The organism is Nostoc sp. (assembly GCF_036919495.1).
Taxonomy (GTDB): domain Bacteria; phylum Cyanobacteriota; class Cyanobacteriia; order Cyanobacteriales; family Nostocaceae; genus Nostoc.
Genome location: NZ_JBALBZ010000079.1, coordinates 24,149 through 39,425, shown reverse-complemented (window position 1 = coordinate 39,425; position 15,277 = coordinate 24,149). Strand labels below are relative to the sequence as shown.

The following is a 15,277-nucleotide window of genomic DNA, read 5'->3' as shown; positions in this document are numbered from 1 at the left end:
TGGATTTTATGCTAGGTAAGTACAATATTCAGAAATTATTGCCGTTTAAGAAAAACCTTGGCTCTGAACTGCGTGCCATTATTGCGAACACAGGTTGGCTTTTCGCAGATCAAATTTTTCGCATGGTTGTTGGGATAGTTGTGAGTGTATGGATTGCACGCTATCTAGGAGCGCAGCAGTATGGTTTGTTTAACTATGTTGCTGCCTTTGTCGCACTATTTAGTCCGTTTGCTAATTTGGGGTTAGATAGTGTTGCAGTTCGCCATATTGTGCGTGACTCTTGGAGCAAAGAGCAAATTTTAGGAACAGCTTTCTGGCTCAAATTCTTTGGTGGGGTGGGATCTGTTTTCTTAGCAACTGCCTCTATTTACTGGTTACGCCAGGATGAAAAGCTAACTGTGTGGCTAGTAGTAATTTTGGCAACAGCAGGAATTTTTCAGGCTTTTGACACAATCAATTTTTGGTTTCAGTCTCAGGTGCAGTCAAAGTACACTGTGCTTGCCAGAAATATAGCGTTTATACTCATTACCTTGCTAAAAGTTACTTTGATAGTAATGCAAGCACCATTAATTGCTTTTGCCTGGGTAAATTTAGCAGAGATTGCATTAGCTGCTTTAAGCTTAATAATCGTCTACAGAATCAAGGGCTACTCGTTGTGGTTCTGGTCTTGGAGTTTTCCGATCGCTAAACTTCTGTTCAAAGAAAGCTGGCCTTTAATGTTTTCTGGTTTAGCCGTCGTCATTTATATGAAAATTGACCAGATTATGTTAGGAGAAATGCTTGGCAATGGTAGTGTCGCTATTTACTCGGTTGCAGCTCGAATTTCTGAGGTTTGGTACTTTATCCCGATGGCGATTGCCTCTTCAGTTACTCCAGCAATTTTTACGGCTAAAGAAACTAGTGAAGCTCTTTATTATCGACGGATAGAACAATTACTGCGTTTGCTGGTGTTGCTTTCTGTGGTTATTGCTATCCCAATGACATTTATGTCAGGAACAATAGTGACGACACTGTTTGGCAAAGAATATGCAAATGCAGGACAAGTATTAGCAATTCACATTTGGGCTTCTTTGTTTGTTTTCATGGGAGTTGGTACAGCATCTTGGTTTGTTGCAGAGGGTTTGACGCACCTTTCTATGTACAGAAATTTAATCGGTGCAATTACTAATGTTTTGTTAAACCTATTTTTAATTCCTAGTTATGCTGAGGTCGGCGCTGCGATCGCTACTGTATTTTCTTATGCATTTTCTGGATTTTTAATTCATGCTATTCATTCAAAAACTCAAAAGCTATTTTGGCTTCAGATTAAATCATTTGCATTTTTTAGGGACTAAGATATTTTCTGCTATTTGCATTAATTAACATTTTTAAAATTTGCATTATAACATTTGAATTTTAAATACTGAAAAAAATGATTCAACCAATTATGAAAAAACTAGCTCCAGCAAGCATAAAAAATTCTCTGAAGGCTTCTCAAACATTAAGTTTTGAATATGGACATTTCAAAACAGACCAAGACTGGGTATATCTAGTTATTATTAATTGTTTATTAAATAATTAAAATTGGTTAAAAAATGAACTATATTGTTTATATTTTTGTTAGATATGTCAAATATATTATTAATTTAGCAATCCGGCTAGAAAAATACACAAGTTTTTATCAGAATACTGTAATGGAACCATCTGTGAAGATTTTTGCAGAGGCAAACATCGATAACTTAGCTAAAAACCCAGGCTTAATTTCAATTGGTAAAGATTCGGTTCTCAGAGGACAGTTATTAGTTTATCCTCATGCAGGGAAAATAGAAATTGGGGATTGTTGCTACATTGGTGTGGGTACACGTATATGGTCTGCCGATTCGATAAAAATTGGTAATCGAGTTTTCATTTCACATAATGTCAATGTTCATGATACAAACTCACATTCTATAGATATGGATTCGAGATATAAACATTTTGTAGCTATCATGTCAAATGGTCACCCTACTCATAATGATTTTGATATTCAATCTCAGGCTATTTGTATAGAAAATGATGTATGGATAGGATTCAATTCAACAATACTCAAAAACGTAAAAATTGGCAGAGGATCTATCGTTGCTGCTTGTTCTGTTGTAACTAAAGATGTTCCAGAGTTTGTTATTGTTGCTGGAAATCCTGCTAAAGTTGTCAAGCGAATTCAAACAAAAAATACAAAAAATTATTTAGCTAATTATGAAAACTAATAGTTTTTATTGGAATAAAAACTCTATTATTGATAGAATTTTTTGTAAAACAATAAGTTTGTTTTCGATGGTAAAAAGTTTGTTTTCTAATAAATTAATTATTAGAAAATCTGCTAAACTAAATTTACTAAAACTTCGGATGAAGCCTGGATGTTCAATACTAATTGAAGAACAAAGCCAGGTACTTGGATGTGTGATATTTGATAAAGAAAATGCCTCTATTTCAATAGGAAAAAGAGTATTTATTACCGGTTCAATTATTGCATCTAAAAATATAGAAATTGGTGATGATGTATTAATTGCATGGGGAACAACAATTGTTGACCATAATTCCCATTCCATTTATTTTTCAGAACGCCAAAAAGATGCTGTTGACTGGATGGCAGGAAAGAAGGATTGGACTCATGTAAAAATTGCTCCTGTGAAGATATGTAGCAAAGTTTGGATTGGCTTTAACTCGATCATCCTTAAAGGTGTAACGATTGGCGAAGGAGCGGTGATTGGAGCAGGATCAGTCGTTACAAAAGATGTTCCAGCCTGGACAGTTGTTGCTGGTAATCCAGCTCGTATCATTCGAGAGATTCCACAAAATGAACGCTAACTTATTGACTAATGCTTACAAAAAAACTTTGTAAATATGCCTTTGATAAATCCAATACTGCTGGTCATATTTACACATTTCTAATGGTAAAAGAATAATGAATCAATATAAATCAATCTTAATAACTGGGGTTTCTGGTTTCATTGGTCGTTATGTTGCTCGTTATTTCTCAGAGCAAGGTTGGTCTGTCATTGGTATCGATAACTCTCCTCCTGAGAACGCACCTATTGCTAACTTGTCAGCTTACTACTGCCTACAATTGCCAGACATAACATTGAATAACTTACTGAAAGAGCATTTACCTCAAGTTTGCATCCACTGTGCTGGTCGTGCCTCTGTAGGTCTATCTATGAATAACCCTATTGCTGATTTCTACACAAATACAGTTCTGACCTTTGAAATTCTAAATGCCTTGCGCCTCAATACTCCTGAATGTCGATTTATTTTCCTCTCTAGTGCAGCAGTTTATGGTAACCCGGAGTTATTACCAGTAAGCGAAACACAATCTCTTGCCCCTCTTTCTCCTTACGGTTTTCATAAGCAGCAATGTGAACAGTTATGTCTGGAATTCACTAAAGTCTATGACTTGCCAACTGCCAGTTTACGCATCTTTTCTGCCTATGGCCCGGGTTTACGTCGTCAGGTTCTTTGGGACATTTGCCAGAAAGCTATCACTCAAAACTTTGTCACCTTGCATGGCACTGGACAAGAAAGTCGTGATTTCATCCATGCCCTTGATATTGCTAAAGCCTCAATGGTGGTGGCAAATTTTGCCCCAATGCAAGGAGAGGTTTACAATCTAGCTTCTGGCAGAGAGGTCAGTATTTATGAATTAAGCGAGATAGTTTTAAATGCTTTGGAGTATGAGGGTATTCCTCAGTTTGACGGTGTTGTTCCAATTGGTACGCCTCTCAACTGGCGAGCTGAAATATCAAAGTTAGCTGCTTTAGGGTTTTCTGCCTCTGTACCCTTAGAACGAGGTATAAAAACATTTGCAAATTGGTGTCGTGCGGAGTTGATAGGAGTATGAAAAATTTGCATATTTCTCTTTGGATGGCAGGTCGTTCTGGATGGATGGGAGGTGCTATTTACATACAAAATTTAGTCCGTGCAATTACTAGTTTATCATTGGCAGAAAGAGCTAATATAAAACTAAGTATAACTTGTTTATCATCTGACTTAAATTTGGTTAGACCTATACTGCCTTATGTTGATCGAGTTTATATTTTTGGAAAGTTTTATCTAAAAATTTGTCATAGTTTAGCAGATCGGTTAGTCTTTCTACCTACTCAGATTTTCAATCCTTTGAAAATAGATTTTTTATATCCAACTTACGTGGGTTCAATATCTCCCTACTCATGGGGAAGCTGGATTCCTGATTTTCAACATTATTATTTTCCAGAGTTTTTCTCTAAAGAAGAGATTAGTAGGCGTGATGCCCTTCATCAAAAAATAGCTGATTCTGCTCCTGTAATTGTTCTAAGCAGCCAAATGGCGCAGTCAGACTTTCATCGTTTTTACCCTAAAGCAGCGTCACGAACTAAAGTGATGAATTTTGTTAGTTATTTACAGCCAGAGTATTTTGAACCCAATCCAAAACTAATTCAAGAAAAATATGGGCTACCTAATACTTTTTTTCTAGTAAGTAATCAATTTTGGAAACATAAAAATCATAAGTTGGTAATTGAAGCTCTAGGTATTCTCAAGCAAAAAAAAGTTTATCCAACTGTTGTTTTTACTGGTACTTTCAATGCCAAAGATAATTATGAATGTTTTAATGAATTAAGTTATAAAATTGAAAAACTAGATATTAGCAAACAAATACATATTTTAGGATTAATTCCTCGGATTGAGCAGATCCAATTAATGAGGATGTGTTTAGCAGTCATTCAACCTTCTTTATTTGAAGGTTGGAGTACTGTTATCGAAGATGCTAGAACATTAGGTAAGGCGATGTTAGTTTCTGATTTTCCAGTTCATTTAGAACAAAATCCACCTTTTACATTCTTTTTTGAACGCCACAATCCAGAACACCTAGCATCATTAATATTTGAAGCGTTGTATAACTTTCAGCCAGGTTCAAACCTGGAAAAAGAAAATGTAGCTAGAGAAAATAATTTTTATGCTACTCAAGCATATGGTAGACGTTTCTTAGAAATAGTAAATACTTTCAGATAAAGTTAAGAACTATAGTTTTAAAACAAAAATCTTAAGTTTTGTATAACATTAAAAACTAAATGAAAAAAATATCTTTATATATTAATATTTTATTGATTTTCTTCCCTGCTTTTTCATTATCTTATCCCTTCACCGGTATATATTTTCAGTCTAGAATATTAGGATTACCATTTTTAATCTGGTATACGTTAATAAGCAAAAAACATATTAATAAAAATCTGCTTGTTTTTATTTTAGCTTTATTAATATCCCTAATTATTCCTGTTTTAGGTTTACTTACAAACAGGATCTTTAGCTTAATGGATATTGGATACATTTTAAGTTTTTTATATTTAATAGTATTTGCCCAAGCAATGGGAAATAATTTTATTATATTTATTAATTTTGTCAAACTATTTACTTTAGCAAATATAATTTATTCAATTTTACAAACAATTTTGATGAATATTGGATTAGAAACGCTGGCAATGATTCATTCTAATTTGCCTGTTAAAATAGATTCGGGTTATGTCCTTCCTGCCTCTATATTACCTTATACGTTTAGATTTAGTGGACTTTTTAATGAATCTTCTCCTTTAATTTTTTATTTATGTTCTTCTTATATATTTTTATCAGAGATTTCATCTGAAAATCGCTCAAAAAATACTTTTATTATTCAGGTTTTGACGTTATTAACAATATTGATTTCTGGTTCAAAATACTCCTATGCTTTTTTAATAAATTATGTGGTAATTAAATTGGTTGCACTTATTGAAGAAAAAAATCTTAGAAGACTGTCATATGTAATAGTTATAACTTTGATATTATACTTATTTAATCAATATTTTTCTGCAATTCTAAGTTCTATGTCTGAGACACTTCCAGCATTTGAAGATAGAAAACTAAATATTGAAAATAGTATTAATTTGCTTTCATATCTTGATTTTTTAGGTAATGGTTTTCTTCCTAGCTCAACTGGTGAATCTGGTGGACTAGATGCTATTACTATAGTCGTGGGTGGTTATGGAATACTGTTTGGAATGACTATTTTAATCTCTTTCTTAATTTGGATTTTATTGTCGAAACTAAAAAATAAACCAATATTTGTCGTTGTATATATTTTAGGTTTACTATCTAGTGGCTCATTTTTGATTTCTCAATATACTATATTTTTTACCATGATTTATGTGATAAATAAGCAATATAAAATCTCTGCGTTTTATTTAAACGATAGCGATCGCAAAGATTCTTTAATCCAATCATAAATATAAAAAATACTTTTTAGGATTTTAATTAACAAAAGTGAGGTTATATTTAGAATGATTTTATGCGATGTTATAACTATAGTAAGAAATGCCGAGTCGAATATTCATGAAACTTTAAATAGTGTAAGTAATCAAGATTACAGGAAAATTAATCATATAATTGTTGATGGTCACTCAACAGACTTGACGGTACAGATAATTAATAGTTTTCCTCATAATAAAACTTGTGAAATACATACTCAAGAGAGTACAGGTATTACAGCAGCTTTTAATGAAGGTCTCCGTTATGTAACAGGAGATTTAGTAGTATTTTTAAATGCTGGCGATTTATTTATAAATAGCCAAGTTATTGCTCAGGTAGTAGAGTCATATAAAAATAATAAATGGCTTTGGGCTAGTGGGGAAACTATTTCACTTAGCCGGAGAAAATATTTGAAAAGATATATCAAGCAGTATGATCAATGGCAACAAGAACTGTTTTTATATGGAAATCCTATATGTCATCAATCTACTATTTTTTCTCAGGCAATTTTGTCACAAATAGGCTTATATGACGAGCAGCTTTATTTAGAAGCAGATTATGATTTTAATGTTAGAGCTTCTTTAATTTCTCAACCATATCTTTTCAGATTTCCAATTTCATATTATGACACCACTGGTATATCTTCTATAAAAGTTTTTCAAAGTTATATTATACAGAAAAGGCTACGTAAAAAATACTTTCCACTCACTTATAAGCAGAACTTAATAATTGATAGTATTTGTTTTATCAAAGCGATTAAGCGATTTTTGCTGATACCAATAAAACTATATTTATGATTTTTGCAAATAAAAAGTACCCTACAGTGACTCTAGCTATCCCTACTTACAACGAATCATGTACTATAGCAAATATTATCCAAAGATTTTTAGCGACAGAATATCCTAATTTAATTGAAATATTTGTAGCTGATGGTGGTAGCACTGATAATACTCAACTTATTGTGAAAAAACTATCATTAGCAGAACCGAGAATTAAACTTATACATAATCCTTTAAAAATCCAAGCTGCTGGTAAAAATTTAATTTTACAAGAATCTAAAGGTGATATTTTTATCGTAGCTGATGCTCATTCAGATTATGCACCTGACTATATAGAAAGATGCGTGGAGGTTTTACTGAAATCCAAAGCCTTGAATGTCGGTGGAGCGCAGCGTTTTGTAGCTAAAACTCCTTTTCAGGCAGCTGTTGCAATAGCATCTAAAAGCTTTTTAGGCAGTGGTGGTGCTAAATATCGAGATCCTAATTATAACGGATATGCTGATACAGTTTATTTAGGATGTTTCTGGAGAAATATACTAATTGATATTTCTGGATTTGATATATCACAAATTACAAATCAGGATGCCGAATTAAACCAGAAGCTACTTAAAAAAAATCAGAAAGCTATCTATATAAGCTCAGAAATTATTGTTTGGTATTATCCCAGGAAGACATGGAAATCTCTCTGCATTCAGTACTTCAAGTATGGTAGAGGACGTTATTTAACAAGTGTTAAGCATAAAGCTAATTTTCAATTGCGGGGTAAGCTTCCATTTTTAGTAATATTAACTACACTTTTAATATTGCTAATTGATTTGATATTTCCTCAATTAGAGTTACCCATAAAAAAAATTATTTTACTAGGTTTATTTTTGCCATTCTTGGAAAGTTTACGGCTCAAATTAAAATTTCGTAAAAAGCTTAAATCAGAAGTTTGGCGAGGAATTGAAGAAGAATATCCTTCTTATTTTTATCTCTGGTTTTTTTGTGCAATAACTTTACTAAGTATGCCGTTGGCTCACTTTTCTGGCTATACTTATCAGTTAACCAGATACAGAATTTTAAGAATAAGTGATTGGTAAGCTGAACGCGAACACTTTTTTGTAGTACATAACTACTAAAATATATCGCACTCTGCAAGTTGCGTAAGTCCTGATACTGTGCGCCAAGGTGTTATTTTAACTACCAGCTAAGGGCAAGACTCTTGAAAACTGAAGCTTAAGAAGATGAGGAAAATTAAGAGGATAGGGAATACAAAGATTTTACCCACTCCCATTCCTGTATCAAACCCTCTCTCAAGGAAACTTGCGGCTGATATCCGAGAATTTTTTTCGCTTTAGATACATCAGCAGCCGTGTGGCGGGCGTCTCCCATCGCTTTTTCTATGTGGTTTCTCTTAATTGATTTCCCAACAATTTCTTCAATCGTATCCAAGACTTCTGCTAAAATCACCCTGCTACCGCCACCGATATTAAAGATTTCTCCCACTGCTTCAGGTGTGGAGGCGGCAGCTAAATTGGCGGCGATGACATCACTAACAAACGTAAACTCCCGCGTTTGCTGTCCATCGCCGTAAATAGGAATCGCCTCATCCTGCAAAATCGATTTAAAGAACTTATGAAATGCCATATCTGGGCGCTGTTTGGGCCCATATACTGTAAAATAGCGCAATGAGACACAGGGAACGCCAAAGTTTTTGTGATATAGTTCACATAAAAACTCCGCTGCTAGTTTCGTAATGCCGTAAGGAGAAACTGGTTTAGGACAAATTCCCTCATGGGTAGGTAATGTTTCTGCATCACCATATATACTAGATGAAGAGGCAAACACTAACCTTTTCAGGTGTTTAGCATCCTTAGCTGCTTCTAGCAAAACTTGTGTAGCGTTAATATTTCGTTCTGTATAACCTCGAAAAGCTTTACCCCAACTTGCTCTAACCCCTGCTTGCGCCGCTTGATGGTAGACTATATCAACATCTTTTAGCAGTTTCTGCCAATCTAAAAACTGAATATCTCCTTCAATTAATGTAAAGCCAGGTGACTGATGTAAGTGTGCAATATTTTTACGCTTTAACATCGGATCGTAGTAATCATTGAATTCATCAATCCCGATCACTTCTTCTCCTTGTTGCAGCAATGTTTCTACAAAATGAGAGCCAATAAAGCCAGCAGCTCCAGTAACAATAATTTTAGCCATGTTGCCTATTTTTCGATATTTAAATTATTTTCTATATTCACAGATTCATAATTGTAATCAATAATCGTCATTACTTGAAGATGATTTTTTTTACTCAATTATTTCAATGGTTAAAAATCATCATAAATAGTTAAATATTGTACTGACATTGGAACAGGTTAAATATATTCATTTAAGTATTGCAATTTGATAAAAGTTATAATTATACTAATTAACTAAGTTAAAATTTAAGAATAAATACAGTAAAAATTCAATATAGTGGTTCTCAGTTGAGTAGGTATATAGGACTCATAGAACCCATTTGACATCTTAGCAAGGGTCTGCAAGCCCCTTAATCATTGGCCTGATGAAACAGAGGTTAAGTTTGGCAGTGGCACCAGCTAGAGTTCGTTCAAAGTTTTTCACCAGAATTTTGCAACGCTCCATCCAAGCATTGGAGCGCTCGATCACCCATCTAGCTACTGCTGGGACAAATCCAGATTTCCCTTGTACTGCTTTCTCTTGTTTTGAGGGTTTCGTAGAAAGTTGAAACTGGATTTTGGTCATGATATCTGGGTAAATCCGCTCTAACTCTTGAGTCAAATATTCTGAGTGATACCCATGATCTAGCAGGATGGTGATCTTGGCAATATCGATAGGTTTTGACTTGAAGTAGTCGATGTTGAGAGTAAACTTCTCTTATAATCCGGCATCATCCGAGACATTGCCACGAGTAGAATGCGTCAATGTTGGGAAACCCAAGGGTGTCAATAGCCAGATGCCTTTTAATACCGTTGGTGGCTTTATAGAAACAAAAACCTTTCGACTCCACACTGGCATTGCAGGTATTTTTTACCACTTGGGAGTCAATGATGATCAACCTCGTCCAGTGCGTTTTTTTTACCTGTTCACGCACAAGCCCATGTAAGACACTCATCAGTTCCTCAAATACCCCTGCGGCTCGCCACTTTTTGTAGTGCCAATAGACAGTGGAATAAGGGGGAAGATTTTTGGGTAAGTCTTGCCAATTGCACCCATTTTTCAGTTGATAGAGAATTCCGTTGAATATCCCTGGCAATGTCGGGTTGGTCGGTCGAGTCTGCTTCTTAGTCGGTAAGATATCTTGCAATAAGGGTTCAAAAATTTCCCATTCTGCCTGCATCAGTGAGGCTGCTGGAATACTCCATTAGTATTGGATTGTAGATGCTCAGAAGTACCTTAATTCAAAACCTCATAAGATGTCAAATGGGTTCTATAAAGGCTACGGTGTCAATACTGCTCGGTTAAGCCCAAAAAAGCATTCCGGACATTTTCAAGGCTTTGTTGGGTTTCACTCCGTTCAACCCAACCTTGTATCTTAGAAACCTACGCAGTATTGGCTACGGTATACACACATTTTTATACAAAACCAAAGTCTTGTAGATCCTCCTAAATCCTCCTTAAAAAGGAGGACTTTGAAAGAAAGGTTTTTGCCCCTCTTTTTAAGGGGGGTTGGGGGATCAAAGCCTGTGGGGTAACTCTAGAAGAATTGTGTGTACACCGACACTGTAGCGTTATAAAGGGGAGGGTTATCGATATAATTAGCGCCCAGTGCGTAGGCGCAGCCCGCCGCACTGGGCGCTAATTCATAAGCAGCTAAAGTATGTTCTGAACGATAACCACTAGCGCCTCGGTGAGCAATGATAATAGGGCGCTTACCTATAAAATTTTTAACCATAGTTGGGTGCCATTTGTAATTTTGTAAGTTAAAAATTAAATATTAATTTAGGTGAGCGCATGACAAGTAATAATATTGAGATTGTTTTCAGTTTTGATACAACTGGGAGTATGTACCCTTGCCTTACCCAGGTACGGCGAAAAATCAAAAATACCGTTACTAGACTGATAGACGAAATTCCCTTAATTCGGATTGGGATTATTGCTCATGGCGACTACTGCGATGCAGGCTCAACTTATGTCACCAAAATATTTAACATATCCGGTGATGTTGATGCTATCTGTGATTTTGTGCAAAATGTCGAACCTACTGGTGGCGGAGATGCACCAGAATGTTATGAATTGGTATTACATGAATCCCAATCTTTATCTTGGTCAAAGTCAGCAACAAAATCACTGGTTTTGATTGGCGATGATATTCCCCATCCTCCAGCCCACAATCCTAAAAAACTGAATTGGCGCAAAGAGTTAGATAAATTAGCTGAGGCAGAAATTACAGTTTACGGAGTTCAAGCACTCAATCGCTCTCATGCCACTCCTTTTTATCAAGAACTTGCAGAAAAGTCTGGCGGTTTTCACATCAACTTAGACCAGTTTTCGTATATTAGTGATTTGTTTTTAGCAGTTTGCTACCAACAATCTTCTAACGATCAGCTACAAGCTTATGAACAAGAAGTAATTGACCAAGGACGCATGAGCCGTGGGTTAAATAAAATATTTAACACCATGATGAACCGGGAAGCAACATCCTATTACGAATCGGCTGATTTACGGGCAGTTTCTCCAGGGCGTTTCCAAATTTTAGAGGTTGAACAAGATATTTCAATTAAAGCCTTTGTATTAGAAAATGGTTTAAGTTTTAAAGTTGGGCGGGGTTTCTACGAATTTACAAAAACAGAAACTATCCAGGCTCAAAAAGAAATTATTTTAATGGATCGAGCAACGGGTGATTTATTTGAAGGAGGTGCTGCACGAGAAATGTTAGGTCTACCGATGGATGCAACGATTCGGATTAAACCGAGTAACCTAGAAAAGTATGTTGTGTTTGTCCAAAGTACCTCTGCTAATCGTAAACTGATTGGCAAAACTCGATTTTTATATGAAGTCGAAGACTGGGATCGCTAAATCCCAACGACTAGCGACTGTTTTCAAACTCGAAGATCCTAACCCCCCTTTTTAAGCTACGGTGTACACACAAGTGCTGTCCACATACGTTTCAACTCTTTTACCCACATTTTTGTCAGAGTTAAACTGTCACACTTCCCGACATCCCGCCCTGAACTTTAGGGCGGCGCGGGGAGTATGTCACCGATTCAGTCTTAGTACAACTCATATTTCATTAACTGACAGGGCAACGTTCCGTTATACACCGCAATTCGCTGGGATGATTTTAGCCCAATCGATTGAGACAGTTCCTTGTTGCCACTCAGGACAAAGGCAGTCCAGCCTTTGAAGCGTTGTTTCAGCACATCGCCCAAAAGTTTGTAAAATGCCCCTAAATCGCTATCTCGCCCCAGCCGTTCGCCATAAGGTGGATTGCAGAATAAAATCCCACTGTCTGCGGGGGCAACAACATCAGCAAGCTCCATTTGAGAAAACCATACATGGTTATCAACGCCGCAGTTTTGAGCATTGTTAATCGCTTGCTCAATTATATTTTCATCGCGATCGCTTCCCCAAATAGGTGCAGGCAGAGTATCCAGTTGGCTATCCTTAGCTTCTTGCAGCAGCTTTTCTAAAAGGGATAAATCAAAATCGAGCCAATTTTCAAATCCAAAGGATTCACGAAACAACCCTGGTGCGATATTAAGTGCCTTTAAGCTAGCTTCGAGAGGTAAAGTGCCAGAGCCACAGAGAGGATCGTAGAACATTTGGTTGGGCTGCCAACCCGAAAGTTGAATCAGGGCAGCAGCTAGAGATTCCTTTAGGGGGGCTACTCCAACTGCCGGACGGTAGCCTCGACGATGCAAACTATTTCCAGAACTGTCGAGTTTAACTGTACAAAAGTCGCGTTCAATATGAACATTGATCCGCACATCTGGGTCATGAAGCTCTACATTTGAACGCTCACCCAGATTTTCTTTCTGCTGGTCAACGATCGCATTTTTGATCTGGAGAGATGTGAAGTGGCTGTGGTTGAGGCGATCGTTTTTGCCTGTGGTATTCACCGCCAGCGTCATATCTGGCGTTAAATAATTTTGCCAATCGATACTCTGGATGCCGCGATAGAGATCCTTGGCATCAAGGCAAGGAAACTCATGGATATTCACCAAGATTCGGAACGGCAGCCTAGCCCAGAGGTTGACGCGATAAAGTAGAGTGCGATCGCCCTCAAAGGCTACACCGCAAAACCCTGGCTCCACTGAATTAGCACCCAACTGCTCTAATTCCTGAGCCGCGAGGGTTTCTAATCCACGAGCAACCGTTGCAAAATACTGATTCATCCGCTAATCCAAAGCATACTCTTCACTACTGACCCATTGACGAACTTGAGCTTAACTTATATATTGTGACATTTTCTGTTAAGTCTGCGATTATAACGTTAGTAGAATACAACGAATTAAATAACAAGCCCCAGCTAAACGAAATCAAGCCGGAGTAATAATACCACAGCAAGTATTTGTGGAAAAAGATTATTATTTCTTCATTTTAAGTACGATCTTAAATCCAATTAATCCTGATAACATCAAGCTGAAATAGTGTTCAGGCACTTTGTTTGCAAGACAACCCATTAATTAAAATAATCAGAGGGATAAACAATGACTTTCGTATCTGATATTGTTCTGCTAAAAGACTTAACATCGTCATCAGATAAGGATTTGGCCCGGGTAAAAGCCGTACTTCCGGCTACGGTAAATCGGTTAACCAACCCGAAGTTAGCAAATATTTTTGGTAATGAGCTGAAATTCGGTATTGCCTCCTTCAAGGATAAGCCAATACCGCCTCTTGGGGGTTATGCTGACTATGTATATAAACCAGAAGTCGCTTTAACAAATAATGTAACAACAATCAAAGACAAAATCTTTGACTTGAAAGCTTTTGGTGGCAATGATAGCTCCGAATCACAATTAGACGCACTCTTATACACAGCTTTAGATAGCGGTGGCAGTCTCGGTTACAGAGTCGGTTCATTTCGTGTTGTTATAATTGCCACCGATAGTATTTATCATGTTGCAGGCGATCGGGCAGCTGTTAGTCCGAGTGATACTATTCCCAATAATGGAGATGGTGTAATTGATCCTAATGAAGATTATCCAGAGATTGGACAAGTAAAAACTGCACTAGAAGCAAATAACATTATTCCAATTTTTCTCACTACGAGTGATGTTGCACTCGATTACCAGACACTAGTTACCCAGCTTGGTCGAGGCGGTGTACTGACTCTTGGTTCTAAAAGTGAGAATTTTGCTGATGCCATCAAAGAAGCAGTTGCTCAATCCAGAAATGTCATAAGTAGTGATGTTGTTACGACAAATGGAGACGATACCTTTAGCTGGGGGAATTTTTCGGCTGGCGATAAGGTTATTTTTGCTGGGGATGGTAATGACAAGATTTCGCTTTCTGGTGTTATTGGTAACCATTACATTGATGGGGGGGCCGGTTCTGACATCCTTGTGGGTGGAGATGGTACAGACAGAATAGATGGGGGTAGTGGTGACGACAAGCTTGTAGGGGGCAAGGGTGATGATATTCTTTTTGGCAGTAGTGGAAAAGATATTCTGATCGGGAACATTGGTAACGATTATCTACAGGGAGATAGTGGGAATGACTTCTTAAAAGGAGGCGCTGGTTCAGATAAGTTTGCATTTGCAACAGGATCAAAGTTTGATATTAACGAACTCGGAGTTGATACTATTAGTGACTTCAATCCTAAGCAAGACAAGATCCAACTATCTAAATCTACCTTTACTGCTCTAAGTAACTCAGTTTTCCCAACTGAATTAAATTCCGCAGACTTTGCCACAGTGACAAGCGATACTTTAGCCGCGAAGAGTTGTGCTGAGATTGTTTATAATAGCGCAAATGGTAGTCTCTTTTATAACCCCAATGGTTCGGCAGATGATTTTGCTGATATAAATTCTGGGGGGGGTAAATTTGCACAATTGGGTGCTAGCTCTTTTCCTGCTCTAACTACTGCTAGTTTTGAGATAGTTTTGTGATAAGAATTCAGGAGTCAGAATAGTGGAAACAGGAAATGAGTTAAAGGGATGAATATACTTGTGATATCAAACCTTTTATTAATTTTGAGTGCTGAATTCTTACGTTTTATGATTGATTTAGTTTAATTTTCAACTTCACATAAGAGACTTCCAAGGAATAAAGGAAGGAAAAGTGAG

The 15,277-nt window shown here is 36.6% G+C and carries 14 protein-coding genes and 1 pseudogene; 10 read left to right on the top strand and 5 right to left on the bottom strand.

Annotation, left to right across the window (positions count from 1 at the left end; translation table 11 throughout):
* Nucleotides 1-8 precede the first annotated feature (8 nt).
* The 8 genes and pseudogenes from V7K25_RS10820 (at nucleotide 9) to V7K25_RS10785 (ending at nucleotide 8,131) form a co-directional block, all read left to right on the top strand.
* Complete coding sequence (locus V7K25_RS10820) at nucleotides 9-1,334, top strand: flippase (RefSeq protein ID WP_335157699.1); 1,326 nt, start codon at nucleotides 9-11, stop codon at nucleotides 1,332-1,334.
* Between the two features lie 240 nt (nucleotides 1,335-1,574).
* Nucleotides 1,575-2,225 carry an acyltransferase gene (locus tag V7K25_RS10815; protein WP_335157697.1) on the top strand — a complete coding sequence of 217 codons (651 nt, stop codon included), beginning with the start codon at nucleotides 1,575-1,577 and terminating at the stop codon, nucleotides 2,223-2,225.
* A 418-nt stretch (nucleotides 2,226-2,643) separates the two neighbouring features.
* Nucleotides 2,644-2,826: pseudogene (locus V7K25_RS31590) on the top strand (DapH/DapD/GlmU-related protein); the annotation flags it as partial.
* Between the two features lie 97 nt (nucleotides 2,827-2,923).
* Nucleotides 2,924-3,856 (top strand): NAD-dependent epimerase/dehydratase family protein, encoded by a 933-nt coding sequence (locus V7K25_RS10805; protein ID WP_335157693.1) that lies wholly within the window; start codon nucleotides 2,924-2,926, stop codon nucleotides 3,854-3,856.
* The gene (locus V7K25_RS10800) at nucleotides 3,853-5,004 is read left to right on the top strand and encodes a glycosyltransferase (RefSeq protein WP_335157691.1); all 1,152 of its coding nucleotides are present in this window, start codon (nucleotides 3,853-3,855) and stop codon (nucleotides 5,002-5,004) included. Before V7K25_RS10805 ends, V7K25_RS10800 begins: the two co-directional genes overlap by 4 nt.
* A 59-nt stretch (nucleotides 5,005-5,063) precedes the next feature.
* Nucleotides 5,064-6,248: a hypothetical protein gene (locus V7K25_RS10795; protein WP_335157689.1), complete on the top strand. Its 1,185-nt coding sequence runs from the start codon at nucleotides 5,064-5,066 to the stop codon at nucleotides 6,246-6,248.
* A gap of 54 nt (nucleotides 6,249-6,302) precedes the next feature.
* Nucleotides 6,303-7,067 (top strand): glycosyltransferase, encoded by a 765-nt coding sequence (locus V7K25_RS10790; RefSeq protein ID WP_335157687.1) that lies wholly within the window; start codon nucleotides 6,303-6,305, stop codon nucleotides 7,065-7,067.
* Entirely contained in the window at nucleotides 7,064-8,131 is a 1,068-nt protein-coding gene (locus tag V7K25_RS10785) for a glycosyltransferase family 2 protein (protein WP_335157685.1), read from the top strand. The genes V7K25_RS10790 and V7K25_RS10785 overlap by 4 nt, the downstream gene beginning before the upstream one ends.
* Before the next feature lie 154 nt (nucleotides 8,132-8,285).
* On the opposite strand, the gene V7K25_RS10780 is transcribed toward V7K25_RS10785, so the two are convergent.
* The 4 genes from V7K25_RS10780 to V7K25_RS10765 form a co-directional block, all read right to left on the bottom strand.
* Nucleotides 8,286-9,245 carry an NAD-dependent epimerase/dehydratase family protein gene (locus V7K25_RS10780; protein WP_335157683.1) on the bottom strand — a complete coding sequence of 320 codons (960 nt, stop codon included), beginning with the start codon at nucleotides 9,243-9,245 and terminating at the stop codon, nucleotides 8,286-8,288.
* A gap of 309 nt (nucleotides 9,246-9,554) precedes the next feature.
* Entirely contained in the window at nucleotides 9,555-9,827 is a 273-nt protein-coding gene (locus tag V7K25_RS10775; RefSeq protein WP_335157933.1) for an IS5/IS1182 family transposase, read from the bottom strand.
* A 109-nt stretch (nucleotides 9,828-9,936) separates the two neighbouring features.
* Nucleotides 9,937-10,386 (bottom strand): transposase, encoded by a 450-nt coding sequence (locus V7K25_RS10770; RefSeq protein ID WP_335157681.1) that lies wholly within the window; start codon nucleotides 10,384-10,386, stop codon nucleotides 9,937-9,939.
* 357 nt (nucleotides 10,387-10,743) lie between these two features.
* Nucleotides 10,744-10,941, bottom strand: a complete 198-nt coding sequence (locus V7K25_RS10765; RefSeq protein ID WP_335157931.1) for a hypothetical protein — start codon at nucleotides 10,939-10,941, stop codon at nucleotides 10,744-10,746.
* 59 nt (nucleotides 10,942-11,000) lie between these two features.
* Here V7K25_RS10765 and V7K25_RS10760 point away from each other — a divergent pair, with 59 nt between their 5' ends.
* Nucleotides 11,001-12,065 carry a vWA domain-containing protein gene (locus V7K25_RS10760; RefSeq protein WP_335157679.1) on the top strand — a complete coding sequence of 355 codons (1,065 nt, stop codon included), beginning with the start codon at nucleotides 11,001-11,003 and terminating at the stop codon, nucleotides 12,063-12,065.
* Between the two features lie 194 nt (nucleotides 12,066-12,259).
* Here V7K25_RS10760 and V7K25_RS10755 read toward each other — a convergent pair whose 3' ends face one another.
* Nucleotides 12,260-13,384: a THUMP domain-containing class I SAM-dependent RNA methyltransferase gene (locus tag V7K25_RS10755; RefSeq protein WP_335157677.1), complete on the bottom strand. Its 1,125-nt coding sequence runs from the start codon at nucleotides 13,382-13,384 to the stop codon at nucleotides 12,260-12,262.
* A gap of 315 nt (nucleotides 13,385-13,699) precedes the next feature.
* Here V7K25_RS10755 and V7K25_RS10750 point away from each other — a divergent pair, with 315 nt between their 5' ends.
* Nucleotides 13,700-15,100, top strand: a complete 1,401-nt coding sequence (locus V7K25_RS10750; RefSeq protein ID WP_335157675.1) for a hypothetical protein — start codon at nucleotides 13,700-13,702, stop codon at nucleotides 15,098-15,100.
* Nucleotides 15,101-15,277 lie beyond the last annotated feature (177 nt).

What these genes read in the sequence shown, in the direction of transcription:
- V7K25_RS10820 (WP_335157699.1), top strand. Translation starts at nt 9, where the DNA reads ATGCTAGGTAAGTACAATATTCAGAAATTATTGCCGTTTAAGAAAAAC.
- V7K25_RS10815 (WP_335157697.1), top strand. Translation starts at nt 1,575, where the DNA reads ATGAACTATATTGTTTATATTTTTGTTAGATATGTCAAATATATTATT.
- V7K25_RS10805 (WP_335157693.1), top strand. Translation starts at nt 2,924, where the DNA reads ATGAATCAATATAAATCAATCTTAATAACTGGGGTTTCTGGTTTCATT.
- V7K25_RS10800 (WP_335157691.1), top strand. Translation starts at nt 3,853, where the DNA reads ATGAAAAATTTGCATATTTCTCTTTGGATGGCAGGTCGTTCTGGATGG.
- V7K25_RS10795 (WP_335157689.1), top strand. Translation starts at nt 5,064, where the DNA reads ATGAAAAAAATATCTTTATATATTAATATTTTATTGATTTTCTTCCCT.
- V7K25_RS10790 (WP_335157687.1), top strand. Translation starts at nt 6,303, where the DNA reads ATGATTTTATGCGATGTTATAACTATAGTAAGAAATGCCGAGTCGAAT.
- V7K25_RS10785 (WP_335157685.1), top strand. Translation starts at nt 7,064, where the DNA reads ATGATTTTTGCAAATAAAAAGTACCCTACAGTGACTCTAGCTATCCCT.
- V7K25_RS10780 (WP_335157683.1), bottom strand. Translation starts at nt 9,245, where the DNA reads ATGGCTAAAATTATTGTTACTGGAGCTGCTGGCTTTATTGGCTCTCAT.
- V7K25_RS10770 (WP_335157681.1), bottom strand. Translation starts at nt 10,386, where the DNA reads ATGCAGGCAGAATGGGAAATTTTTGAACCCTTATTGCAAGATATCTTA.
- V7K25_RS10765 (WP_335157931.1), bottom strand. Translation starts at nt 10,941, where the DNA reads ATGGTTAAAAATTTTATAGGTAAGCGCCCTATTATCATTGCTCACCGA.
- V7K25_RS10760 (WP_335157679.1), top strand. Translation starts at nt 11,001, where the DNA reads ATGACAAGTAATAATATTGAGATTGTTTTCAGTTTTGATACAACTGGG.
- V7K25_RS10755 (WP_335157677.1), bottom strand. Translation starts at nt 13,384, where the DNA reads ATGAATCAGTATTTTGCAACGGTTGCTCGTGGATTAGAAACCCTCGCG.
- V7K25_RS10750 (WP_335157675.1), top strand. Translation starts at nt 13,700, where the DNA reads ATGACTTTCGTATCTGATATTGTTCTGCTAAAAGACTTAACATCGTCA.